This is a genomic window from Calothrix sp. NIES-3974, assembly GCF_002368395.1.
Classification (GTDB): Bacteria; Cyanobacteriota; Cyanobacteriia; order Cyanobacteriales; family Nostocaceae; genus NIES-3974.
The window spans coordinates 4,842,382-4,868,391 of sequence record NZ_AP018254.1; the positions used below are offsets into that span (position 1 = coordinate 4,842,382).

The 26,010-nt window shown below is 42.0% G+C and carries 16 protein-coding genes; 9 read left to right on the top strand and 7 right to left on the bottom strand.

The window, feature by feature from the left end; genetic code table 11:
* Positions 1-678: 678 nt before the first annotated feature.
* A complete protein-coding gene (locus CDC37_RS19515) occupies positions 679-2,406 on the bottom strand; it encodes a DUF1565 domain-containing protein (RefSeq protein ID WP_096624310.1) in 1,728 nt (575 codons plus the stop codon).
* 1,095 nt (positions 2,407-3,501) lie between these two features.
* Here CDC37_RS19515 and CDC37_RS19520 point away from each other — a divergent pair.
* The 4 genes from CDC37_RS19520 (at position 3,502) to CDC37_RS19535 (ending at position 13,059) form a co-directional block, all read left to right on the top strand.
* Positions 3,502-6,033, top strand: coding sequence for a mannose-1-phosphate guanyltransferase (locus tag CDC37_RS19520; RefSeq protein WP_096624312.1), 2,532 nt, complete (start codon positions 3,502-3,504; stop codon positions 6,031-6,033).
* A gap of 333 nt (positions 6,034-6,366) precedes the next feature.
* A complete protein-coding gene (locus CDC37_RS19525) occupies positions 6,367-7,179 on the top strand; it encodes a segregation/condensation protein A (protein WP_096624314.1) in 813 nt (270 codons plus the stop codon).
* A gap of 224 nt (positions 7,180-7,403) precedes the next feature.
* The gene (locus tag CDC37_RS19530) at positions 7,404-8,693 is read left to right on the top strand and encodes a Glu/Leu/Phe/Val family dehydrogenase (protein WP_096624316.1); all 1,290 of its coding nucleotides are present in this window, start codon (positions 7,404-7,406) and stop codon (positions 8,691-8,693) included.
* A gap of 415 nt (positions 8,694-9,108) precedes the next feature.
* The gene (locus tag CDC37_RS19535) at positions 9,109-13,059 is read left to right on the top strand and encodes a two-partner secretion domain-containing protein (protein ID WP_096624318.1); all 3,951 of its coding nucleotides are present in this window, start codon (positions 9,109-9,111) and stop codon (positions 13,057-13,059) included.
* Between the two features lie 539 nt (positions 13,060-13,598).
* On the opposite strand, the gene hmpF is transcribed toward CDC37_RS19535, so the two are convergent.
* Together hmpF and CDC37_RS19545 are read right to left on the bottom strand one after the other, a co-directional pair.
* The gene (gene hmpF / locus CDC37_RS19540; protein WP_096626420.1) at positions 13,599-15,335 is read right to left on the bottom strand and encodes a pilus motility taxis protein HmpF; all 1,737 of its coding nucleotides are present in this window, start codon (positions 15,333-15,335) and stop codon (positions 13,599-13,601) included.
* A gap of 582 nt (positions 15,336-15,917) precedes the next feature.
* Positions 15,918-16,562, bottom strand: a complete 645-nt coding sequence (locus CDC37_RS19545; protein WP_096624320.1) for a class I SAM-dependent methyltransferase — start codon at positions 16,560-16,562, stop codon at positions 15,918-15,920.
* 441 nt (positions 16,563-17,003) lie between these two features.
* Here CDC37_RS19545 and CDC37_RS19550 point away from each other — a divergent pair, with 441 nt between their 5' ends.
* Together CDC37_RS19550 and CDC37_RS19555 are read left to right on the top strand one after the other, a co-directional pair.
* Complete coding sequence (locus tag CDC37_RS19550; RefSeq protein ID WP_096624322.1) at positions 17,004-18,647, top strand: ArnT family glycosyltransferase; 1,644 nt, start codon at positions 17,004-17,006, stop codon at positions 18,645-18,647.
* Between the two features lie 40 nt (positions 18,648-18,687).
* Positions 18,688-19,332, top strand: a complete 645-nt coding sequence (locus CDC37_RS19555) for a bifunctional 4-hydroxy-2-oxoglutarate aldolase/2-dehydro-3-deoxy-phosphogluconate aldolase (RefSeq protein WP_096624324.1) — start codon at positions 18,688-18,690, stop codon at positions 19,330-19,332.
* 116 nt (positions 19,333-19,448) lie between these two features.
* Here the strand turns inward: CDC37_RS19555 and CDC37_RS19560 are convergent, their stop codons facing one another.
* From CDC37_RS19560 to CDC37_RS19575, 4 genes are all read right to left on the bottom strand, one after another.
* Positions 19,449-20,234 (bottom strand): tRNA(His) guanylyltransferase Thg1 family protein, encoded by a 786-nt coding sequence (locus tag CDC37_RS19560; RefSeq protein ID WP_096624326.1) that lies wholly within the window; start codon positions 20,232-20,234, stop codon positions 19,449-19,451.
* A 680-nt stretch (positions 20,235-20,914) separates the two neighbouring features.
* Positions 20,915-21,718, bottom strand: a complete 804-nt coding sequence (locus CDC37_RS19565; RefSeq protein WP_231943116.1) for an MlaE family lipid ABC transporter permease subunit — start codon at positions 21,716-21,718, stop codon at positions 20,915-20,917.
* Between the two features lie 382 nt (positions 21,719-22,100).
* The gene (locus CDC37_RS19570; protein ID WP_096624328.1) at positions 22,101-22,595 is read right to left on the bottom strand and encodes a hypothetical protein; all 495 of its coding nucleotides are present in this window, start codon (positions 22,593-22,595) and stop codon (positions 22,101-22,103) included.
* 220 nt (positions 22,596-22,815) lie between these two features.
* On the bottom strand, positions 22,816-23,649 hold the full coding sequence (locus CDC37_RS19575; protein ID WP_096624330.1) for an EndoU domain-containing protein: 834 nt from the start codon (positions 23,647-23,649) through the stop codon (positions 22,816-22,818).
* A 428-nt stretch (positions 23,650-24,077) separates the two neighbouring features.
* On the opposite strand from CDC37_RS19575, the gene CDC37_RS19580 reads away from it, so the two are divergent.
* The 3 genes from CDC37_RS19580 to CDC37_RS19590 all read left to right on the top strand — a co-directional run bounded on the left by CDC37_RS19580 (position 24,078) and on the right by CDC37_RS19590 (position 25,927).
* On the top strand, positions 24,078-24,308 hold the full coding sequence (locus tag CDC37_RS19580) for a hypothetical protein (protein WP_096624332.1): 231 nt from the start codon (positions 24,078-24,080) through the stop codon (positions 24,306-24,308).
* 143 nt (positions 24,309-24,451) lie between these two features.
* Positions 24,452-24,661, top strand: coding sequence for a TOBE domain-containing protein (locus CDC37_RS19585; protein ID WP_096626424.1), 210 nt, complete (start codon positions 24,452-24,454; stop codon positions 24,659-24,661).
* Between the two features lie 66 nt (positions 24,662-24,727).
* Positions 24,728-25,927, top strand: coding sequence for an AGE family epimerase/isomerase (locus tag CDC37_RS19590; RefSeq protein ID WP_096626426.1), 1,200 nt, complete (start codon positions 24,728-24,730; stop codon positions 25,925-25,927).
* The last annotated feature ends 83 nt before the right edge of the window (positions 25,928-26,010 follow it).

The following is a 26,010-nucleotide window of genomic DNA, read 5'->3' on the forward strand; positions in this document are numbered from 1 at the left end:
ATTTGCACCATGAACTTTATGCCCCTCTAGTTACGTGATATCCGAAATATATAAAAACATATATAGTCTAAATTTGAGAGTTTTACAAGTTGTTTCATCTATCTTCGGACAGATATTAAAATATTTTTAGTGTTTTTATTAACATAATGATAAGAGTATTTATACTAGGTTATAAATTACACGTCAATACCAGCAAAAAACCGCGTTCCTATTCTGAACGCGGCAAAATCATGATGCTTTAGAAATATAAATTCTGGCGAATCGCTTACCATATGGTTAAAAGCAGACATCACCAGTGGGAAAGTGCTTTACCCCCCAGGGTTGTCGTAGACTAGTACTCGACCACACGATACCAATTTTTAGATGAAACTGCATATAATTTTTGGCGTATAATTGTGTAGCTTGCTGATTGCTCTCGCAGTGCGGAAAGAATTAGAGGGTGGCAATCTCAGTAACTCGTTAACATTGAAGGTTAGGAGATTGCTTTGTCGTTCCTCCTCGCTGCGGACAACTTGTTATGTGCAACTTCACATTCAAACGGTATGAGTCCTGAAGGGTTTGTAGTAGTGCCTTGAGTTCCGAAAAAGCTTTATGATAAAGGCGCTACACCCGCAGGGTTGTCGTGGACTAGCGCGACTACGCGCCTTTTTCACCCATCTAAGTTAATTTAGTAGACTGCTACTGGGAAACATTAACAATAAAGGGAGAAGAAATTGCAGGTGCAGAACCAGCATTTACCATTGCTTGATAAACAAAAGCAGCAACTTCTGCACGGGTCGCAGGACGACGGGGATTCAGTTGTCTGACGGAGGGGAAATTAACGACAATAGAGCGAGAAGTGGCTGCCGCGATCGCATTGCGAGCATAATCAGGGATACTATTGGCATCACTGTAGAATGATAGCACATTTGTTCCGGTTGTGGTTAATCCTAATCCGTTAGCGAGGGAAACTAAAGCTTGTACCCGCTCAATTTGTTGCTGGGGTTGGAAAGTCCCATTGGGATATCCGGATAAAAAGCCACCGCGAGAAGCTGTTTGAATTGCTTGGAATCCCCAGAAACTGGTGGGGACATCACGGAAATTGATTGCTTCCCGTCTTGCTGGGGGATTGAAGGCTTTATTGATGATGGCTGCAAATTGAGCGCGGGTGACAGGTTCATTGGGACGGTATTCATTACCGGGGAATCCAGCAATAATATCACGGGCAGCAAGGGCATCGATATAACTTTTGGCCCAGAAATTCGCTGGAACATCTCGAAAGGCTGTTGTACCTCCTCCCCCTGGTGGTGGTGGTGGTTCAACTTTGGCGACAACTAACTCCACCTTCCCGGAAATCCGACTCGGATCAACATCATTACCAACTGCAATAATCGTGCGATCGCGTGTTGCATTTAAAATATCAAAATATTTTTTCGGGTCTTGTCTCCCATTATTGCGAATTAGGTTATTTCCCGGACTGGCTTCGGTTCCTAAATCTGGTTCTCCATTGGTAATTGCCACAACTCCGTGGTCACGGCTATCCTGGATCACGTTGTTGCGCAACACCGGTTTCCCAGCACCAGTAATTACCACACCACCATTGTTACCAATAATTTGGTTATTACTAATCAAAGGAGCAGCATTTTCACTGACTGCAATTCCAAATCCAGTATTTTGGAATACGTTATTCCGAACTTCTCCCCTGGCTTCCTTGGCAATGGAAATACCGTTACCTTGATTCAAGGTAAACAAGTTATTTTCTACCCTGGGATTACCTGTCCCCGTTACAAACACCCCATCCCGCACACTATTAGTAAAAGTGTTATTGGTAATAGTGGGATTAGTTGATTCCACCCAAACCGCAGTTCCCCGTTGATTGGGATTAGTTACAGTTACTCCTGTAATGGTGACACCGTTGTTTGCGAGAATGGTAATATTTTGAGCGGCAAAGGTACGGCTAGTATAACCTCCACCCCCGGTAATTTGAATTCCCTGACCCTTACTACTTTCATCACCCCGTAAAGTGACATTTGCAGGTATGTTCAACGGAAACTGTTCTCCATTACTGCTATCGTAGTTACCAGGTGCAAGTTGAATAATGCTACCAGCTCTTGCCTGTCTGAGGGCAAAACTAATAGTTTTATAGGGTGCGGCTTCGCTACCATTCGTGGCTGCATCATTTCCCGTACTGGGATTGACAAAAATTACCGTCCCAGTTGCAGGTGCTTGTGCTAATAATAAATTAGCAGATGATTTAACTGGGGTAGAAATTCCTGCATTCACAGAAATCGGTAATAATAGGGATACATTTGATGTCAGAAACAATGCAGCCAGTAAGCGCGAAAATGCACTTGATTGTCTGTAGCGTCGTTGTAAAAATAACGATTTTTGTCCGTGGGGAATGAAATTAAAACCCTGATTTTTCATCGTGGTTTGCTTTGATATATGTGCTGTTCAGTAAATATTAATTAATACCAAATCCCGGCAATTGTAGCTAGGTAGAGAATCATGCTTGCACTGTGTTCACAAAAACCTCAAATGCCTTCAGCTAGCACTTTCTGCCAACCTATGTACATCCATAGCCAGATTTTCGGGAAATAGGTATAAGGGCAAACAACAGCTTATTTGCTGTTGAGCTTATGCAAAACTATACCGGAAGACTTACACTTTATCAGCACAGTTCCCTAAATTTTTTCCTATTTAATCTGAAGGAAGTAGGGAGTAGGGAGTAGTGGTCTATCAATTTTTAAATGATGGATTGGGAAAGGAGGAGGGGGAAATACCCCTCAAATCAAGGTCTAGAGCTACTACTACTCCACCACGTAAGTTATATCGTTTACGCTAATGCTTGCTACATATCCGGGGCTATAACCGTTGATTACTCTAGTTTCATTTATTGCCAAGTACAAGATAATCGATATCAGAGGGCTTTGTAAAAAATTATTGCTCTAGCCTAGGGTGTGTACGTTGTTGAAATTGACCCATACTTACTTCATACAAATTCTGTGCTGAACTCCTTCTCTCGTCTCTCGTTCCCACCCTCTGTGTGGGAACGCGTTTCACGAGGCTCTGCCTCGATTTTGTCTAAATTTTTACGTGATTAGAAGGCACAAAATACACAAGCTCTAGCCCCAAAAAAGCTTTAAAATAAGGAATTGTACCCGCAGGGTTGTCGTAGACTAGCGCAACTACGTACCTTTCTTTACCCATCAAACATGAATGCGGTGGAGTCGTAATATTTGACCACATAAGTTCTGAGGGGTTGGGTTAGGTAGGGAAACTGAGGGAGAAAATATTTTGGTACTGTTGAATTTACACAGAAATTATAGAGTAGCTGAGTGATTTTTACGACACCTAATCCCTACTCCCCATTCCCAACTCCCTATTCCCCATATTTATATGCGTCCAACGGAAGTTTCTCAACTGAATGTGTTCATAGGAGAATAATTATAAACTGGCTATTTTTCCGGTTGTCAGTCAGAAAGTGGCACAAAATCATGTGCTGGTTACGAAGGAGGACTTATGCGTGCAGTATTAATGGCAGGTGGTTCGGGAACGCGTTTGCGTCCTCTGACATGCGACTTGCCAAAGCCGATGGTACCGATTTTAAATCGACCAATCGCAGAACATATTATTAATCTGCTCAAACGCCATCATATCAATGAGGTGATTGCCACGCTGCATTATTTACCTGATGCCATGCGGGATTATTTCCAAGATGGTAGTGATTTTGGCGTACAAATGACCTATGCGGTAGAGGAGGATCAACCTCTCGGTACGGCTGGTTGTGTGAAAAATATTGCCGAATTACTGGATGAAACTTTTGTGGTAATTAGTGGTGATAGTATCACAGATTTTGATTTAACCGCAGCAATTGAATTTCACAAACGCAATCGATCTAAAGCAACTCTAATTTTAACTCGCGTTCCTAACCCCATTGAATTTGGGGTCGTGATCACCGATAAACAGGGACGAATTCGTCGATTTTTAGAAAAACCTTCAACAAGCGAAATTTTTTCTGATACCGTCAATACGGGTACATACATTTTAGAACCAGAAGTTTTAGAATACCTACCGGAAAATACTGAATGTGATTTTTCCAAAGACCTATTTCCTTTGCTCCTAGCCAAAGATGAGCCGATGTTTGGGTATGTGGCCGATGGGTATTGGTGTGATGTTGGACACTTGGATGCCTATCGGGAAGCCCAGTATGATGGATTAGCTGGGAAGGTCATCCTCGATTTTGCCTACAAGGAAGAGTCTCCTGGTATTTGGGTGGGACAAAATACTTATATTGATCCATCCGCCAAGATTGAACCACCTGTGGTTATTGGTGCGAATTGTCGGATTGGGGCTAGGGTACAAATTGAAGCTGGTACGGTGATTGGTGATAATGTCACCATTGGTGCGGATGCCATATTGAAGCGACCAATTATCTGGAATGGGGGAATTGTCGGCGAAGAAGCTAATTTGACAGCCTGTGTCATTGCCAGGGGAACTAGGGTTGATCGGCGAGCTCATGTTTTGGAGGGAGCGGTAGTTGGTTCCCTTTCGACAGTGGGAGAGGAAGCACAAATAAGTCCCTTTGTCCGGGTTTGGCCGAGTAAGAAGGTGGAATCAGGGGCTATTTTGAATATTAACCTTATTTGGGGAAATACGGCCCAACGGAATCTATTTGGACAACGGGGTGTGCAGGGATTAGCGAATATCGACATTACGCCGGAATTTGCGGTCAAATTGGGTGCAGCCTATGGTTCCACCCTCAAACCCCGTTCTAAAGTCACCGTTTCCCGTGACCAACGTAATATTTCCCGCATGGTGACTCGTTCCTTGATTGCTGGGTTAATGTCGGTAGGTGTGGATATTCAAAACTTGGATGCGACAGCCCTACCGATTGCTAGAACCGTGATTCGTAGTTCCGAGGTGGAAGGTGGTATCCATGTGCGAGTTCACCCTGACCGTCCCGATTATATTTTAATCGAATTTATGGATAGCAAGGGAATTAATATCTCCAAAGCCAAAGAAAAGAAAATCGAAGGGGCATTTTTCAAAGAGGATATGCGGCGATCGCAAATTCATGAAATTGGTGATGTGGCCTATCCGAGTCAGGTGCTTGACCGCTACTGCACAGCTTTTGAAAAATTCCTCCATATTGAAACTATTCGTAATAGTCGAGCCAAAATTGTCATTGATTACGTGTATGCGGTATCCGGTGCGGTTCTACCGCAAATGCTGGATCAATTTGGTGTGGATGCGGTTGTCCTCAATGCCAGTTTAAATAAAACCGCCATGTCCACCACCAACCGGGAAGCCCTATTAACCCAATTAGGACATGTAGTGGAAGCCCTCAAAGCCAACTTTGGTGTCCAGGTTTCCGCCAACGGCGAACAATTAATCCTGGTGGATGAATCCGGTATCCCCATTCGCGGGGAAACTTTAACTGCTTTGATGGTAGATATGGTGCTGACAGCCAATCCCAGAGGTAGTGTTGTCGTTCCCGTCCACACCACCAGCGCAGTTGAACAAATAGCCCGTCGTCACGATGCTAACGTCATCCGCACCAAAGCCAACCCCACCGCATTGATGGAAGCATCCCAGAAAAACCCCAATGTTGTTCTGGGGGGAAGCGGTGACATGGGCTTTATTTTCCCGGAATTACACCCCGGTTTCGATGCCATGTTCTGCATCGCCAAACTAATCGAAATGTTAACCATTCAAGAGCGATCGCTAGCTGCGGTGCGTTCCGAATTACCCCGTGTCATCCACAAAACCTACACTGTTCGCTGTCCCTGGACAGTTAAAGGGGCATTGATGCGCTATTTAGTCGAAACCCACCCCGCTCAAAATCTCGAACTCATCGACGGTGTGAAGATTTGTCAACCCTACGATGATAGCTGGGTGTTGGTATTACCCGATGCCAGTGAGCCGCTAGTACATTTATATGTAAATAGTAACGATCGCGAATGGGTAGATGAGAGTCTGCGTGATTACAGAGCTAGGGTACAGGCTTTTGTGGAACGGGAATCGGAAGCTGTGGCTTCGGAGGTGATGTAGAGATAAGCAGGGAGTAGGAGCAACACGGTTCGGCTCAGAAAATTCGTAAACCCAAAATAATTGTGGAGACGCGTTAGCAAAGCTCCTCTGAAAGAGGCTAGATCGCGTCTCTCGAAATCACCACGAAAAATCATTAACCGAACTGTATTTGAAGTATAAGAGGAGAGACGACCCCTTCTCCTCTCCAGGTGAGTGAAAATTCTGAAAATTAAAGTCATAATAATTACAAAATCAAGAGTATAAAAATATCATTATTCAGGGTTGATTGTTTTTCATCCCTCTTATACTATTGCTGTGTGCGTGAGCAAACTATTAAAATCAATGCATTAATTAATGGATGCAGTCGAACTACTTGAAACCATTACCCAGCTAATTCATCAAGCCGAACAGGGAGATATCGATCCCTGGGATGTGAAGGTGATTGAGGTGATTGACCGTTTTCTGGAATTTATGTCACCAGAAACAAACAAACGCAGTTACGAAACAGACCTGTCCCATTCCGGACAAGCATTTTTATCGGCATCAATGCTGGTGTTATTCAAAGCGAATACCTTGATGCAAATGCAAGCTGCGGAAGATGAAGTCGATGAATTATTAGAGGAACTGTTACCCGGTAGCGGTGATGATGATTTCTTCAAGGCAATTCGCGTACCTTTAGAACAAACATTACGTCGTCGTCCTGCGGCTATTCCTCCCCCTAAACGTCGTGTCACCCTGCATGAATTAATCGAACAATTGCAGATTATGGCTGAACAATTAAAAACCATTCAGCCAAAATCAGAAAATAAACCACCACGTGATCGCTCGAATGTTCGTAAATTTCGTACAGCTCTTGTACTTGCACACCAAGAAAACCTCAGCGAAATCGCGGGTGAGTTAGAACAGGTTTTATTTCGAGCGAGGGAGGAACTATTAATCGATCAAGAATGGATCGAATTACCTCAACTTGTCCAACTTTGGTCACAAACCAAACAAGTTATCCCCAATCAGCATCAACCAGGGAATAGTGATTTAGTTGGGGTATTTTGGGCATTATTGTTACTTTCTGCCCAATCAAAAGTGGAAATGTACCAGGAAGAATTTTACGGGGATTTAAAAATTCGTCTGATTCATGCCAATACTTCCTTAGATGCGGAAGCTGGTTAATTGAGATTTTGCATCAGCATCAGAGGCTGTTTGTCAAGTGTCAATAAATACTTTATCAACCACTTATTGAAGAGAGTAAATAGGCTCAAACGGTATATTTGTCGTTAGAAACAGACGCGACATGTCGGGTCTCCCCCGATATTCTACTTTTCTATGGGGTATTGTCGAAATGTTGATGATTAATTTAAGATTCCCATGTCACCACCAAACATAGTTCACCTCCCATGACAGCACCTTCCCTCCAACCCTTAGAAGTCCCTTCACCCGCTTATATTTGCCCCTTCGATCAAGCCTGTAGTTACCTAGAAGCCGCAGCCAAACAACTGAAACTAGATGGGGGGACTATTTCCATCCTCAGTAATCCTCGCAAGGTGATTACGGTCTCAATACCAGTGAAACGGGATAACGGGGAAATTGAAGTATTAGCCGGACATCGCGTCCAACATTGTGATATTCTTGGTCCCTATAAGGGCGGTACCCGTTACCACCCCGCCGTGACACTGCGGGAAGTGTCTGCCTTGGCCATGTTAATGACCTGGAAATGTGCATTGCTAGGAATTCCCTATGGTGGTGCAAAGGGGGGAATTGCCATTGACCCGAAGCGTTACAGTGTGGGAGAATTGGAACGGATTACCCGAAGGTATACAAGTGAATTGATTAAAAACATTGGTCCATCGGTGGATATTCCGGCTCCAGATATGGGAACTTCCCCACGGGAAATGGCTTGGATGATGGATACCTATTCGGTGAATATGGGTCATGCAGTACCCGGAGTTGTCACCGGCAAACCCCTATCCATTGGGGGTTCTAGGGGTCGGGATATGGCTACGGGACGGGGGGTAATGATTTGTGTGCGGGAAGCCTTAGCAGACCGGGGTAAATCCTTGCAGGGAACACGGGTCGTCATTCAGGGATTTGGTAATGTGGGTAGTGCGATCGCAATTTTACTTGCGGAAGCGGGAGCCAAGGTAATTGCAGTTTCCTCCGGTGCTGGGGGGGTGTATGCTGAGTCGGGTTTGGATATTTCTGCCCTCAAAGCCTATGCAGCAGACAATCGTCGTAGCGTGGTGGGTTTTCCCCAAGGCACACCGATTAGTAATGCCCAGTTATTAACTTTACCCTGTGATGTGTTGATTCCCGCAGCTTTAGAAAATCAAATCACAGAAGATAACGTCAATCAAATTCAAGCCCAATTGGTCGTGGAAGCAGCTAATGCACCTGTGACATTATCCGCAGATCAGTCCCTTACTAAAAGAGGTGTCACTGTTTTACCCGATATTTTGGCTAATGCGGGGGGAGTTGTAGTTAGTTATTTAGAATGGGTGCAGGGTCTATCCTACGTATTTTGGGATGAAAAACGCGTCAACCAAGAAATGGAACACCTGATGGTACAAGCTTACCGACAAGTGATGACCCAAAGCCAACAACAACAAATTTCTCCCCGATTAGCAGCCTATAGTATTGGTGTCGGTCGAGTGGCGATCGCACTCCAAGACCGGGGTTTGTATCCGTAACCTGAAGATATCCATTTCTAATCTCCTACCTAGGGCTTGCAGAAATTATAGAGACTTGGCTTAAAACTATTCCCTGTACAGACGCGACATGTCGCGTCTCTCCCTGTTCCCTAACCTCACAAAAATACTCTTACAGCTAGCGCGCTTGCACGCGAACAGCAGACCCTACTTAGAAGCATGTTTTTTGAGGGCAAACACCCCATTTGTGCTTACCTGAATAGATTAATCTTTGCCCACTGAATAAAAGGTGGGATGCTCCCCTCCCTATTCCCTAGTTGTAGGAATTTATAATCAATGCAGGTCAATAAATATTTATTAACAAGTGATTGTGTTGAAGGGGTAGATACTGATAAGTATAAAACTCAGAATAAAATACTTTCTCAAAAAATAATTATTAAACCCAATTAAAATAAACATGTTAAAATCCACCCCTTGGCTGATGTTTCCCAGCCTTATTTTGTGCATCAATCCATCCAGTTTAGCCCAGATTACCCCCGACAATACCCTAGGAACAGAAGCATCCCAAATCACACCGAATGTAATTATAAATGGGGGAATTGCTGACAGGATTGAAGGTGGTGCAACCAGAGGAATTAATCATTTCCATAGCTTTCGAGAATTTAACATCGGGAATGGACAAAGGGTGTATTTTGCCAATCCCTCCGGAGTAGAAAATATTTTGACTAGAGTTACAGGTGGAAATGGGTCGAATATATTCGGAACCTTGGGAGTGGATGGAAATGCCAATTTATTCTTGATTAATCCGAATGGGATTGTTTTTGGTGAAAATGCGGTTTTAGATATACGTGGTAGTTTTGTCGGGACAACTGCGAATGCAGTACAGTTTAGCAATCAGGGGTTGTTTGATGCAACTAATCCCCAAGCAGTACCCCTATTGACGGTCAATCCCAGTGCATTGTTTTACAACCAGTTGAATCCAGGGGGAATTACTGTCCGTAGTCGGCAAATTTCTGCACCGGGAAGTTTTTACCTGATTGGTGGAGATGTTGTGTTTGATGGAGGTGTGGTTGGTTCCCTGGGAGGTAGTTTCGGGTTGGGTGCTGTTGGGGGAACTGGAAGTATTGAATTAATTGGTAGTGGAAAGCAAATGCAGTTGCGATTTCCTGAAAATCTTTTGCAGGGGAATATAGCTTTGCAAAAAAATGCCTTTGCTTTGACAACAGGAGGGGGTGCAATTTCCATCCATACCAAAAATTTGAGGTTGGGGGAAAATAGTTTTATTAGTACCACCCTTGCTCCTGGAGAGGGTGAATCGGGTGTTGCAGCAGCAGATTTAGTTATTAATGCAACTGGTGAAGTAATTTTGGACGACCGCAGTAATATTTTAAATTTAGGTTTACCAGACTCCCTGGGTGATACGGGGAATATAATCATCAAAGCCGATTCTGTGAGTTTAACCAACCAAAGTCAAATTAACAGTAATGGTACTAGAAGTCAGGGAAGCATTATCCTAAATGTGAACAATGATGTTAACCTTGTCAGTGGGAGTGCGATCGCAACTACTGGTAATCCCTCCCCTGTTGCGGGAAAAACTGGTGATATAAGTATTACTGCTAGGAATATTAATCTTAATGCTGCTAAAATCAATTCCGGCAACTTTGCAGTCGGAGCAAGTGGTAAAATCAACCTACAGGTGCAGGATAAACTATCCTTATCTAATGGAGCAAATATTTCCAGCGCTTCGAGTGCATCAATTTTTGGACGGACTAATTCCTTCCCGAGTGCAGATATCGAAATTAAAGCCAAAACACTTTCCATTGATGGAGAAGGTACTAACATCAATTCCTCCAACCTAGATGAAGGTAGGGGGGGTAATATCCAAATCACCGTTGATGACTCCATCGATATCAATACTGGATATATAGATTCTCTGACTCTTGGAAAAGGAGATGGAGGAAATATTCAACTACAAACCCAAAGATTAACCCTGACCAATGGGGGGTACATCAGAACCAGAGCAACTGGAGCAGGTAATAGTGGTGACTTGTTCATTAATGCTTCCGAGCTTGTCAGTTTAAGCGGTAATAAAATAATCAACCTAGATGGAGTAAATACCGCCATCGGAAGCAGTCTGGGGACTAATGCTTCCGGTTCTGGAAACGGTGGAAAACTAACCATTAATACGGGTGTGTTCACCGTCAAAGAGGGAGCGCAAGTTGGAGCTGGAACCTTCGGCAGTGGAAAAGGTGGTAATTTAACAGTAAATGCCCGTCAAGTGGAAGTAAATGGTAGAAGTGAAGCTGGTTCGATTAGCGTTTTGTTTGCATCTGCCGCTCCTCGCTCCACAGGAGATGCGGGTAACTTAAATATTAATACAGAAAATCTCTTCATATCCGCCGGCGGAGAAATTAGTGTTTCTACATCTGCTGCCGGAAAAGGTGGTAATTTAACAGTAAATGCTTCCGAAACCGTGCGTGTTACTGGTAGTAGTAACTTCTCCACTGGTTTGTTTGCGATCGCTGATACCGGTTCCACAGGTGATGCAGGAGATTTAACCATCATCAGCAAAAACCTTATTTTAGAACAGGGAGGACAAGCGAGTACCTCCACCTACGGAGCAGGAAGAGGAGGAAATTTAACTATCAAAGCATCTGAAAATGTCCAACTAATTGGCGCTCCTACGAATAGTCGATTTCCCACAGGTTTGTTTGCTGCTGCTGAACCTGGTTCCACAAAAGATGCAGGAGATTTAGTGATTAATACCCAAAATCTCTCCATTACCAATGGAGCAAAAGCTAGTACTACCACCTTTGGTAAAGGAAAAGCAGGAAATTTACAAGTTAATGCATCCACACAGGTCAATCTAATTGGTACTTCCCCTAACGGTCGTTCTCTAAGTGGTTTATTCGCTTCCACTGAAAGACAAGCAACCGGAGACGCTGGTAGTATAATTATTAACACACCGCTTCTAGCTATCAGAGATGGTGCTCAAGTGACTGCTGCCACCTTTACCTCCGGTCGAGGGGGCAATTTAGATATCAATTCACAGCAAATAGAATTAATCGGCACATCTCCCCTTGATACACGCTTTGTCAGTGGTTTACTGGTTTCTACGGAAAGAGGAGCCAGTGGGGATGGGGGGAATATCAATGTCAATACTGAAAGATTGGTGGTGAGGGATGGAGCGCAAATCGTCGCTGCGACCTCCAGTTCTGGTCAAGCAGGTAATTTAGATATCAAAGCCTCACAGCAAATAGAATTAATTGGTACATCTCCCACTAATACACGCTTTGTCAGTGGTTTAATTGCTTCCAGTGAACCAGGTGCAAAAGGAGATGCGGGAAGTATTAATGTCACCACTCCCAACCTGATTTTACGGAATGGGGGTCATATTGTTGCCGCTACATTTACAACAGGGAAAGGGGGAGATTTGAATGTAAATGCTAGCGATCAGGTCATATTGAGCGGTCGTTCTGGGGATAAGCGCTATCCTAGTAGTCTATTAACTTCCACTGAACCTGCTTCTCAAGGAGATGCAGGAGATTTATTTGTTAACACGAAGCATCTATTCATCAACGATGGTGCTGGTATCGGTGTCAACAGTCAAGGGACAGGAAATGCAGGTATTCTCACCCTGAAAGCAGACACAATCCGTCTAGACAACAAAGCCTTCCTCAACGCTAACACCCGCAGTCCGAACAAAGACCCTAACCGCGAACAAGCCACTATTAACCTCAATACTAACGCTTTAATCCTGCGTCGCAATAGCAATATTACCACTAACGCTACAGGTGAAAACGTCATCGGTGGTAATATTAACATCAACGCCCGTGTTTTAGCTGCCTTGGAAAACAGTGATATCAGTGCCAACTCTGCTGATTTTCGCGGTGGTCGGGTAAGTATCACTTCCCAAGGTATTTTTGGCACCCAACCCCGTCAATTCCCCACCCCAGAAAGTGATATAACAGCCACTGGAGCAACACCAGAATTAAGTGGGACTACGGAAATTAACAAGCCAGACCTAGACCCCACCCAGGGATTAATCGAACTACCCAGACAAATTCGCGACCATAGCAATGAAGTTGGTAAACTTTGCCCCAGGACTTTTGAAGAAGCTCAAAAGATTGCCAGATTTGTTGTCATTGGTCGTGGTGGAAGTATACCACTGAATACCTTAGACCCCTTTCCTGGTACTATTGAAAATTATAACCTCGTAGGTTTAGATGAAAGTTTACAGGCATTAATCCCCTCTGCACAACAAATTCAACCCAGGGAAAAGAAAACAGTAGAATCACTGCTGGAAGCACAGGGTTGGGTGAAAAGTCCAGATGGTAAGATTCTGTTGGTGGCACAAGCACCGGAAGCAGCAGCGAGTTCCCACTTTCAAGCATCGAGTTGTCCTTAATTGAACAAAATGGTAGATAAGCCTAAAAGCACTGTTATAAGGGGTTTTGAGATACAAGTGTGTAGTGTTGACATGGGCATAAACAACGCTGCGACAGCATCCATTGTCGGTAAAAACGCTACTGTAAAAGCAAGGAAACTCTGGAAACGTTGAGAAATCTTCAAGTTTCTTAGCCCATGAATCCCTAACGGGACTCAAACATTTTTGAAGTCGAAATAAGCCTCAAACCCATACAGGGGAAGGAAAATAAACTACAGGTTCCAAAATGCTTGAAACCCAGATATAGCAAGAAGCGATTCAAAACGATGTCCAAGTCTTGCTATATCTACATTTGAGTAGTTTTTCTGGCGACTTTTTGTCTAAGTACCACTAATTATCATCGAAGATGCTTACTGAAAATGTCAAAATATAGTAAAGCTGATATTGTTTGTAGTTGCACTTTAGTCCTATAGGCGTGGCATTCTCTAAGAGTAGCGCAACTACAAGCTTTTTCTTTACTTACAGCAGACCCTATTTAATTTTACACAAGCATTTATAAATCAATGATTTCCCAAGCTAGTCAATACTTCCCGAATTTGTGATATGCTGTCAAGTTGAGTATGACTACCAGCTTGAACTTGTTCACAGATTTCACTGGTTACTTGTAAAGATTGACGCAATCGATCCAAGGCATCCTGAACTGGTTGCAGAAGTTCTTCGTAAACAGAAATACGAACTTGCTTTTGATGAAGCATGGATTGAAGTTGATGAAACTCTTCTTGCAAATCTTGCAATTCTTGCTGTTTAGTCGCTTGAGCTTGCATTTGATTTTCCATTAACCCTTGAGCAAGTTCCACACTGCTACGCAGACTTTCTAGTTCCCGTTCTAATTCCTCTAAATCCTCAACCTGTTGTTGGCGGAATGTATCAATTTGTGTCAACAAGGGACGCAAATCTATTTGATTTTCCCTCTGATTTTCCAGGGTTTTCCCTTGCCTTCTCCACAAAATCGCTTGATACTGATTTAACTCCTCCTGACGTTGCATCAAACTACGACGTTGACCAACCAATGTTTCATTCAGCATTTGATAATGGTCTTTTTCGTCCGCTAATTCTGATTCTAAGGAAGGTTTTTCTGCATCCGCAGCTTGATTCAGCTTTTGTTGAATTTCCTCTATCGTCGCTTGTTTATAGGTTAACTCCGTTTCCTGTTCATCCACAAAACTGGAATCGATAGTTAATTTTTCTTGCAAATCTTTGACTTTTTGCTCAAGCTCATCTATTGGCATGGATTCTAATGCCGCCAAGATTTCCCCATCGAGAAGAATTGCTTGACCAGAACTTGCAGCCAATGAACTCATTTGCTGATACAAATCCTCTTGATGATAAATTTGCTCCTTCAACATCCGAGCTTGGGCTTCCCGACTGATTAATGTGGCATGATTAGCTTTAAACTCGGCAATTTGCGCATCGAGCAAGGCTTGAGCTTGCTGCACTTCATTTTGGCGATCGCGCAATTCCTTTTCCCGTAATTCCACATCCGCTTGTTGCTGTTCAACTTCCGAACGGATTACTGCTAACATTTCCCAGTGGGGATTTAAACAGGATTGCTGGTGTTCGACAACTTCCAAACCGTAGTTAAGTTGTTCGCGCATCCCCGCAATCGATGTCAAACCACCCGCTACAGATTCAACTAACTCACCTAATTTTTGAGCCTGTTCTGGGTCTAAACCGCTACCTTGACCCTTAGCCTGAAGTTCCTCTAAACGCCGTTGTTCACCCCGTAAATGTTCCCAAGCACCCTCCAATTCCTGACGGTTACGCTCAATTTCCTGTCGGAGAGCCTCAATTTCAGCCTGGGAAGACTCGATTTGTTGTTTGTGGGCTTCAAACTCCTGCATTTCCTGTTCCATTGCCTGGAACCTCGCCATCTGTTCCTCCATTTCTTCCTGACGGCGATTAAATTCCTGAGCTTGGAAAGTTAAGGATTGCTTCCAACCCTCAATTTCTTCCTCTGCGGCTTTGAATTTTTCCATTTGTCGGGAAAAATTCTGTAAAATTGTCACCAGGGGACGACCTGCTTCCTGAATGCGTTGAATTTGTCGCTGGGGTGTCAGTTCCACCATCACTAAAGCCCCATCGCTCAACTTGCTAGCATCGTCTGCGGCAATCACTTCCTCTGATACCGAACTCCATGATTGATCGCTCCGTTGACAGGCTAACAGTTTTAAATCTGCTTTGTTCCCACCACCGAGCAAACCACCTTTTTGTTTTTGTACTTCAGCTAAATACAGCACACCGTTCATCCCTCTTGATGCACTTCAAAATCAAGTTAGTAAAGTTATAAATTATACGTTTTTTGATTGGACTTATGCACTTACAACTAAGGGAGCAAGTTTTAAGATTGCTTCTTGAGTAAGCAGCAACGCAGATAGGTAGTCCGTGGACAAGTCCTAATTTATATATAATTACACCCGCAACGAGTAATTAACTTTACTTCAAGGCAGGTGCAACATACATAGTGTGGTTGGCGTAAGCATCTGTAAGAAATATCTCTGAAGATAATCAATTTATAATAAACTTAAAAACTAGATACTTAACTTCACCGGCTTTTGACATTCCGACATCCAGTAATATTGAAATTGGAACTGTCAACTGTGGTTCAGGAACGGATTTTCCCGACAACAGGAGGCAAAATACCAAGAAAACAAGGCATTTCATTCCTCTACATTTTCTCTTTCCCTTGATATAACTGGCTACCGTGTTATTACTGCCTTTCTCAAAGTTGATGAAAAAAGAATAAGAGACGCGATATATCGCGTTTGTACTGGGGAGAGATGCGATATATCGCGTCTGTCTCCCCCCTCAGTTCTCCACGACTAATTTTCTCGATAGGCAATCACAGCATAAAATGGGTCTCCCCCTCCCCCTAACCATTGTAGGAAGTTAGGGGTTTGCGATGCACGGACAATTACTTCTGGTGTGCTAAAACCTGGAACCGATGTAAAGTAACTTTTGACTAGTTGAACCCGATGTTGTTCAGAACTGTCACGCCAAGCTTGAATTGCCTTTTGATAAAACATGCGATTGGAGAAACTGATAATGGCGATTCCTCCGGGTTTTAAGATGCGATGAATTTCCGAAAATACAGCTTCTGGGTACTGTAAATATTGGACAGACACACAGTTTAAAACCGCATCAAATTCGCGATCGCTGTAGGGGAGTTGGGGGTTTTCGTTTAAATTTTGGACAAAGTATTTATCTAAGCGGGGATTTCGTGCTAGTTCCTCGGAGTTTAACCCATGTCCCTCAACCCGACTGAATACCATTTCTTCCGGTAGATGGGATACCCAACTACTCATCATGTCAAAGATGTGCATTTTCGGTTGCAGTCGTTGTCGATATAGTTCAGTCAATTGTTGCAGGAAACCATCATCGACATGGGTGACAAAGCGAGGAAACGAGTAAAATAATTTATCGTCGGTGCTATCTAGTTTGGCACGTTCATCTGGTCTGAGCAGCATAAAAATAGAGTCAGAGTAAATTATCAGTCGAAAAATATGTTAATTTTCCATCATTAGTTGGGAATTGATTGGCTATTGTCCAAATTCAGACAAATTTCCATCATTTATTTATCCCGAATGAAGGTTCAATTTAAACCCTCAAAACCTAGGATTTGCCAACCTCACCAGACCTCAAAGGGGGTCGCTAGTCGCGGGAAAAGTCAATCCCCAATCCGATTTATTAATGGGTATTCAAGGGGTGAGAAATTCCGATGAAGTCTGTTTCCACGGACTTAAATCAGTGAGTTGGGGGTTATAAGGGTGTAAAATATTTCATAGATTAATCAACAACATTATTTATTTGTCAGCACTAATTGTGAATTGTATCGGCCAACCCACAATATTTTAATTGAAATTATCAACAAACTGCTGAAATCAAGAAATCTTCCTCGGTGCATACATATGTTTCCCATTAGGCAAGAATATGTCGAAGGTGATGGACACAAAATCCCCGCCAGGTCTGTATCTATCTACGGAATTTTGTGTTTGTTTATACTGCCCTTATTATTATTTAGTTCTGACCAAAGTAGTTTAATGGCCCATGATGAGGGTTTGTATGCATGGCGAGGGAAAATGATGATTGATGCAGGTGATTGGATTCACCCTTGGTCAACTCCCCATCATAAGACTCCTGGCTTTTATTGGTTAATGGCGATGATGTATACCATTGGGGGTATTAATGAAACCAGTGTCAGATTTCCCAGTTTAGTTTTGGGTTTTCTGAGTATGGTTTTGGTGTATGAAATTGGGCGAATTATTTTGAATCAAAGTTTGGCTTTTTGGGCAACAATAATTTTAAGTTTAGAATTTTTATGGTTACAATATTGTCGGTTGGGAACCCCGGATGTACCGATGGTATTTCTGAGTTTGTTGGCAATTTATTTATTATTAAAAGCCGAATTCATTCCCCAGGAACGTCACTTTTTAATATTTGGTGCTGGATTTGCTTTAGGATTAGGCTTTTTGGTACGCAGTTTGATGATGGTTTTACCAATTATTGCCCTTTTACCCTATTTACTTAGTAGTAAAAAGCGTCAATATTTTCTTGCCCATCCCTACATTTATTTAGGTTTTGTGTCAGGGTTGATTCCCACTTTTATTTGGCTGTATTTGACTTTTCAGGATTACGGAATTGCCAGTTTGCAGGAATTATTCGGGTTTGCCATTCGCTTAGGAAGTAACGAACGAGGGGGGAACGGGATTCTTTTTTACCTTTGGAATGTACCCTTGAAATCTTTCCCTTGGGGATTATTTGCCATCCTCGGAGGTGTTATTTGCGTTCGCACCTCCGTTTCCAACTATAAATCAATTTTACTTGGCTTTCCCCTTGTTCTTTTGATTCAACTGAGCCTGGTTTCCACCCGCTTATCCCACTATAGTTTACTGTTATATCCCTTTATTGCCTTCCTTGCTGCCATCGGTTTGGATAAATTAAGCCATATCTGGTTCACACACAAAGGAAAATCCCCCATGACTGTAATTACATACATTAGTTATGGTCTGGGAGGATTGGGAATAATTTGTTTTTTAGCCGGAATTATTCTGATGGTGATGGGAATACCAGAAATCCGTCCCTACGCAACAATTGCGATCGCCTTTGGATTTGCTGCAAGTATTGTACCGATAGTTTACAAAATAGGCGTTTGCTCTGAGGATAAATTCACCTTGTCGCGAATTTGGTTGGCAAGTTTATTAATCCCCTTTTGGTTGGGATTAGCTGCAACTGGTCTCAATGGGTTTTTCAACGATTACAATCCCCAAATTAAACAACTTGTCACCCAACCCCCTGTTGTACAAATTTTAAAACGTCATCCGATCCACTTCGTCAATATTGAAGGCAAAACCGCAGTCTTACTCAATTTTTATACCCCCCGTCATGGCCAACGTAGTCATGATATTACCGATTTACCCCACAATAGTTATGCTTGGGTCAAGCAAACAGCGATCGCCGATGCCATCCCACCCCATAGAATTATCGGTCAATCCCAGGAATACTGTCTAATTCAAGTTAATCGTCCTGTTATGATTGGCAAGGATTTACTTTAGATAACCCTACATGTACATATACAGTCCCATAAACCCAACCATGATTAACGCTGATTGGTTGTCCCTCCTCCATCAACATCGAGCGATCGCCATTATCCGGGTCTCCAATTTTGACACTGGATTGGCAATGGCTCATGCTGTGGCAGAAGCAGGTATGGGATTGATTGAAATTACCTGGAATAGCGATCGCGCTGGTGATTTAATCGCTAAGTTGGTGTCGGACTTACCCAATTGTCAAATCGGTGTCGGTACCATCCTCAATTGTCAAGACCTGGAAAATGCGATCGCAGCTGGTGCTAAATTCGCTTTTACACCCCATGTGGATGGCAAAATTATTCAAGCTGCTATTTCCCAGGATGTTCCCATTGTTTCGGGAGCGCTAACCCCTACGGAAATTATGAATGCATACAGCTATGGTGCTTCCAGTGTAAAGGTTTTTCCCGTTCAATCTGTTGGTGGTATTCAGTATATTCAAGCCATCCGTCCTCCTTTGGGGGGAGTACCTCTTATCCCCACCGGTGGTGTCACCATCAATAACGCTAAAGCCTATCTCGAAGCAGGAGCTGTCGCAATCGGGATTAGCGGTGAGTTGTTTCCCAAGGATTGTATCACTAATCAAAATTGGTCGGGAATCACCCAACAAGCTCAACGATTACTACAAGTTATCAGTGATTTTAGATTTTAGATTTTGGATTTCCGTAGAGACGACCCGGTGGGTCGTCTTCCCTAGACCCGATGGGTCGTTTTTAGATATTTGATGAATTGAGTCGCTACAATTCTCCTTAAATGAACCGTATTGACTTATCGTGTAGATAATTTTTTACCAATATCTTGATTTTGTTTAATCAAATTCACTAAAAAACTCGTATAAGCATCAAGCATCGGTAAATCAAAATCCCGTCTAATTCTCCGCGTTTTCAAAGGTGTATTTTCCCCTTGATAGTTCGTCAGCTTATGGTAAGTCTGCCAGTATAAACCAACACCCTGTTTTTGCCAAGTTGGCACATAATAAAAATTCAAACCCTTTTCTAACAAAAGTTTTTTCCGCTCGGAAAATCCTAAGCCTTCTAAAATCCGATTGGCTTGTACACTAGTTTTACCTTCCCGTTGTAAAGCTAACAAACAATGGGCATATAAAGCTTGACGTTGGCTATATTCACTACGCCATTGAAAATAATTAACTACCTCATTTAAATTAGGAAGTTGGGAGATACGACCTTCAAAGCAGGCTATTTCATTCAACAGAAAAGATAATTTCACACTAGCTTCACTCACTAAAGTTGAAATTATGGGAATTGTTTGTCGTGCAAAACCGTATTCTTCAAAAGCTAAAAGTAAAGAAATTTCGTCCGTTTGATAATGGGCATAGGTAATATTTAAACCACAGTTCATCAAATGCTCAGTGGTGGTCAGCATTATGTCGCATAGTGCTTCATCATAGACCGTTTTAAATTTACCGTTTTTCCTCAGTAAGTTGGTGAGGTTTTTTACTTTTAAACGTGCAACAATATAAATACCTGGAAGTACACAATAATCATTTGCTGTTTCAAAAACATGCATTCTCGCATCGAGAGCTTCAAATCGCATAGATACAACCTCGACAACCGAAACGTAAGGGAGTAAACGGGTAAATTAGATTGCTGATTGAGTATATTGCTTTATGAAAAATACCACATAATTCCACACAATAATTCACCTAGTTACTGTTCCCTATTTTCTCGCTTGTAAATGGGGAGTAGGGAGTGGAGAGTAGTGAGTAGGAAAAACCACTTTTTCACATTTTGTACTACGTAGGATTTAAAAATAAATTGAACTCCGTATTATCCCATACAGTTCAGTGAAGGATGATTATCGTTAATAATAATTGTCGCTTGCAGAGACACTACGTTGCGCGGCTTCCCCGCGTTAAATTCAGTGGCGTTACAACGCAGTTTAACCCAACAATTCCTCACGAATTTTTATACCATTATTTACGGCAGATGGGGATTGTTCAGAGGTAGATTGTTTTCGTATTAAAAGCTTGTGGAAAAAGGTTTTAGCAAACAAGTTCAGAGGAGGTTTGAAAAGTTGATTTTAATACTTGAATTATCGTTTTTGGGAATAGGAAGAGAAGGCGACATGTCGCGTCTGTACTCTCGAAGGAAAAATCAGCTTTATAACCCCATCTCCAGAGTCAGGACGATAGTCAAAATAGTGATAATTAATACTTGACAAACAACCTTTCAAAGGCAAAATTTACAAGGAGTTCATATTTTTTAAGCAATCTACTACAATTTAAGACTGCTACCCACACCTTGAAACATAATCGCCGACAGAAAAAAGTTAATAATAAATATCATCAGCAAGGAAGTCACAACCGCAGTTGTAGTTGATTGTCCTACACCTTTTGCACCCCCCGTCGTAGTTAATCCCCAATTGCAACCGATGACAGCAATCAGTAGACCAAAAACCACCGCTTTAATCATTGCACTATAAATATCCCAGCTATTGAGGAAATTACGGATTGAATCTAAAAAAATTGCTTGAGGTAAGCTGTAATTAGTCGTTGCGATAATTAATCCGCCAATGACACCCGTAATTAAAGACAGAATGGTCAAAATTGGTAGCATTGCCATACAAGCAATCACACGGGGAATTACTAAATAATCAATTGGGTCAGTCCGCAACATCAACAACGCGTCAATTTGCTCCGTGACCCGCATTGTGCCAATTTCCGCAGCAAAAGCCGAACCAACACGTCCAGCAATAATTACCGCCGTTAGTACAGGTGTTAATTCCCGCGTTAATGCCAATGCGAGGACTCCACCAACAGCATTTCCAGCACCAAAGTGGATAAACTCCCGTGCAACTTGAATTGTGAAGACAGCACCAACAAAGATTGCAGTAATCAGGGCTATAAACAGGGAGTCGGAACCAACTACAGCCATTTGTTCGAGGGTATTGCGACGATGAAATTTACCTCGAAACAGATGCAGCAACACCTGTCCACAAAGAAAAGTTGCTGCTAATAACCTTTGAAACCACACATTTAGACCCATTTTTGTCAGAGTTTTCTTCACTGTCGCCATCATACCCAATTTGTTCGGGGAAACATATAGTTTGGACGACAATACCCTAATGGGATTTTGGATTTTCTGTCAGAATATATTTCTATTTTGGTTGGTTGACGGTTGACAGGTGACAGAAAAGAGCTTCAAGTATTAAACATTTTAGAGGATGTTTTAAAAGTCATTTTGAATACTTGAATTATCGTTTTTGGGAGCAGGGAGAGACGCAACATGTCGCGTCTGTCAAAATAGTGATAATTAATACTTGACAAACAACCTCTTAATGAAAATGAAAAGTTAATTAATAGACTGTGGAAATTATAAATCATCCAAATGCGGGTTTTTTGACCCGCAATACCATACTTCGACAAACTTCAAAGCTAGTTGACAGGCTACTGGAGATTTTCTAGAATCTTAAGCCGACACCGCCTTGAACAGACAAAGCTGTACCACCGCGATCGCGATAAGCATCAAAGGCTATAATCGCATTCCCAAAGATGACCGTATTACTGTTAGGGACAACGTAATCCACACCCGGTTGTAGGGCAAAGCTAATTTTGTTACCAACTGGGGAGGATTCATCACCACTAGCTAATACTAATCCTGCACCTAAGTAGGCATCAGTTTGCCAATTCAATGGTAAATCATAGGAAACGGTGGGGACAACGGCTGTATTTCTACCAACTAAAGCCTGGGCGCGAAATGATACAGGAGCTTTCAGTAATCGATAGCGTGCTGCAACTACACCTCCCACCTGTACACCATCGGTAACACCTACGGTTGGACCCACACCGACGTAACTACCATAGGCAACTTGGGCTGCGGCAGGTTGGGTAGTCATTGTTAAACTTGATACAAATCCGGCGCAAATCGTCGCGGTCAAAAAGTTTTGGTATTTCATATCCTAACTCCTCACTGACTTATTATAAGTTATTCGCTCAAGGTTGACGGGTTTGTCTCATCAATAGGACTTATGCACTGATTACGATCAAACAAGACTTTGAGATTGCTACTTTGGAAGAAGTTGCTGCGCGTCTACCTAACGTTGCAATGATGTAACTGCTCCCGTGATTGCGTAAGTCCTAATCAATACTAACTGATCCACAATTAGCATGGAGAGTTCAACGAGAACCGATACATTTTTTCCCGCGAGGTGTTGCATCGGGATAAAAGGTGATAATTGCTTGATTGCGACGGACAAAAACCGATGGAAAAGTCTTTCCAGTTTCAGCATCTTTGATATTAAAAATACAAGCACCTTCATTATTTCTTTGGAGTTTAAATATACGGGTTGCATCGATTAATAATTCTTCCGCATTACTCAAATACCCATATCCCTTCAGGGTATCTACTGCTCGAACTTTGCCATCATTAATGGATATCCCCATAGTGTAGATTACTCCTGGAACCACTTCCTGTTTACTATCATTATTGGGAAGACGACCAGCGATTCCTTGATTTTGTAACTGTAGGTAGCGACCGTAGAAGTGTAAACCACCGATTTTTGTCGGACTGTTGATTTCTCCGCAAAAGACATGTTCAAAACCTTTACCACGAAACCAGATATTGGTTAAATCCTGGATAAAATCAGATTTTCCCCTCCTTCCTGGACGTAGTTCTCCCCCCGTAACTGCTTGTAATTTTTCCAGGACTTCTGGATGCGATCGCATTAATTGCTTGAATTTTTCGGGGTTGACTTTGGTTCCGATTGCTCCACATGCATTTAAAACTTCTTGATCAAATTTATTTAATTGGGGGGGAAGGGGAGAAATATCAAGTTGTTGACCTTGGGGAAATCCCACAGGAACGGGGTTATCTTCATTGTCAAAAAACGGTAAAAATTCGCTTTTCACTTGCGCTGTAGCTGAAATATCATTAATGCCAAATATACAGACAAACAGTAAAAAAACAAATTTTCCAGTCAAGAACCTAATTTGCTTATTATCTAAATTCATTTTCCATCTCCTATGGTGAAAAAGTTAATACCAAGCAATTTCTTTTGAAATTATTTATATGTTTAAATTTCCAGTTTGGCAAATCCTTCATATCCTGAGAGCAGTATCATTGATTAATACAATGTTTATTTAGTTTATTTAGTAGGTGACCAAAGCGCAGCTAGATGAGAAAGTGTAAATCGCTTAAAACCTTATTTTTAAAACTTGTCAAAGCCTTACCGTACAGATGCGAAATATTGCGCCTCTCCCTAATCTCAACGACAATTTTTACCACCCACCTACTTACCAAAAACAAGTAATTTTTACTAGCATCCTTTTATACTCGTTTTTGTAGATAGTGTCAATATCAAGAGTTTTCCCATCAGGTTAAGTAAAAGCTTTTTTCTATTTCTTTCACAATATTCAATTTTCCCTATCCCTTGATTAATATGATACACAAAGTTAATTTGACAATTACTATTATTGCTGTACTCATCTTTATTGGCTTTGGAGACAGCTTTTTGCCAAAACCATTCAGCACCTACAGCTTACAAACTCGCAATACAATTAATCAATTAGTCATTGGATTATTTCCTGTTTGGAGACCGAGAATTAACCCCCATCAAAGAACAGAGAAACAACTAGATGATATCCAAAATAATAGACCTAATCAAAAATAATTTCTCTATTCCCTAATCCCTCCTCACAACTTCCCGCTCCCTTGCATTTCCAGAAAGAATCATTAATTATTTATGAAAATAATTTCCTATTCCTAATAATCGTTGATATGATTTGGAGTGAATTTTACTATACGCAAAAAGAAATGAAACTGAGCGCTCGTAATACCATCAAAGGCAAAGTCAAGAAAATTATGCCTGGAGTTGTGAGTACAGAAGTTGTGTTAGAACTAACACCAGGAATCGAACTTACTGCCGTGATTACTAAAGATTCAGCCCAATCACTAGGTTTAACAGTTGGAAAAGAAGCCTATGCAGTCATAAAGTCCACCGATGTCATGGTTGGTGTAGATTAAATTACTTGTTGTCAGACTGTCTACAGGTGATAATGTACCCCATCAACAAGAGTGAAAATCATAATGATGGGGTACGAATTCTCTGAATTAGCGCGACTGTACAAAAATACCCTGCTGGATAACGTTATTCCTTTCTGGGAGAATTACTCAGTAGATTGGGAACAAGGGGGATATTTTACCTGTCTCGACCGCACAGGTAAAGTGTATGATACAGACAAATTTATTTGGTTACAAAATCGTCAATTGTGGACATTTTCCAGTTTTTACCAGCAAATTGAACCCCAGGAAAATTGGTTGCAAATAGCACAACAGGGAGCAGAGTTTTTGGCGGAAAATGGACGCGATCGCGAAGGTAATTGGTATTTCGCCCTCAATCGCAACGGACAACCATTGGTACAACCCTACAATATTTTTTCCGATTGTTTTGCGGCAATGGCATTTAGTCGGTATGCCCAAATTAGTGGTTTAGAATGGGCAAAAGAAGTTGCGCTTCAAGCCTATCATAATGTTTTGCGTCGTCAGGATAATCCGAAAGGAAAATACACAAAAGCCTATCCTGGTACGCGTCCGATGAAGTCATTAGCAGTACCAATGATATTAGCTAATTTGACTTTAGAAATGGAATGGTTGCTAGCAAGGGAGACCTTAGAACAGGTATTAGCAGCAACTGTTCAAGAAGTAATGGGCGATTTTCTGGATCAAGAAAGGGGTTTAATGCGGGAAAATGTTGCACCCGATGGTTCCCCGATAGATTGTTTTGATGGCAGATTAATTAATCCCGGACATGGAATTGAAGCGATGTGGTTTATTATGGATATTGCCCATCGTCGCGGCAATTTACAGATAATTAATCAAGCGGTGGATGTGGTTTTAAATACTCTAAATTTTGCTTGGGACCAAGAATATGGTGGTTTATATTATTTTCTCGATGTTCAAGGATACCCACCTCAGCAATTAGAATGGGATCAAAAATTATGGTGGGTACATTTAGAGACTTTGGTGGCTTTAGCAATGGGATATCGACTTACCCAGAGAGAAGCTTGTTGGGAATGGTACAAAAAAGTTCATGAATATACCTGGTCACACTTTGCTGATCAGCAATATGGGGAGTGGTTTGGTTATTTGAATCGACGGGGAGAGGTATTATTAAACCTCAAGGGTGGAAAATGGAAAGGCTGCTTTCATGTTCCCAGAGCAATGTATCTTTGTTGGCAACAATTTGCGGCTATGGGTTATACCAATTTGCAAAAAGAAGGCGAAGGATAAATTTTGTCGATGCAGAGACGTAGTAATGCTACGTCTTATATTCTGGACATATTGCAAACATTTTAAGGTGGGAGCTACGTCGA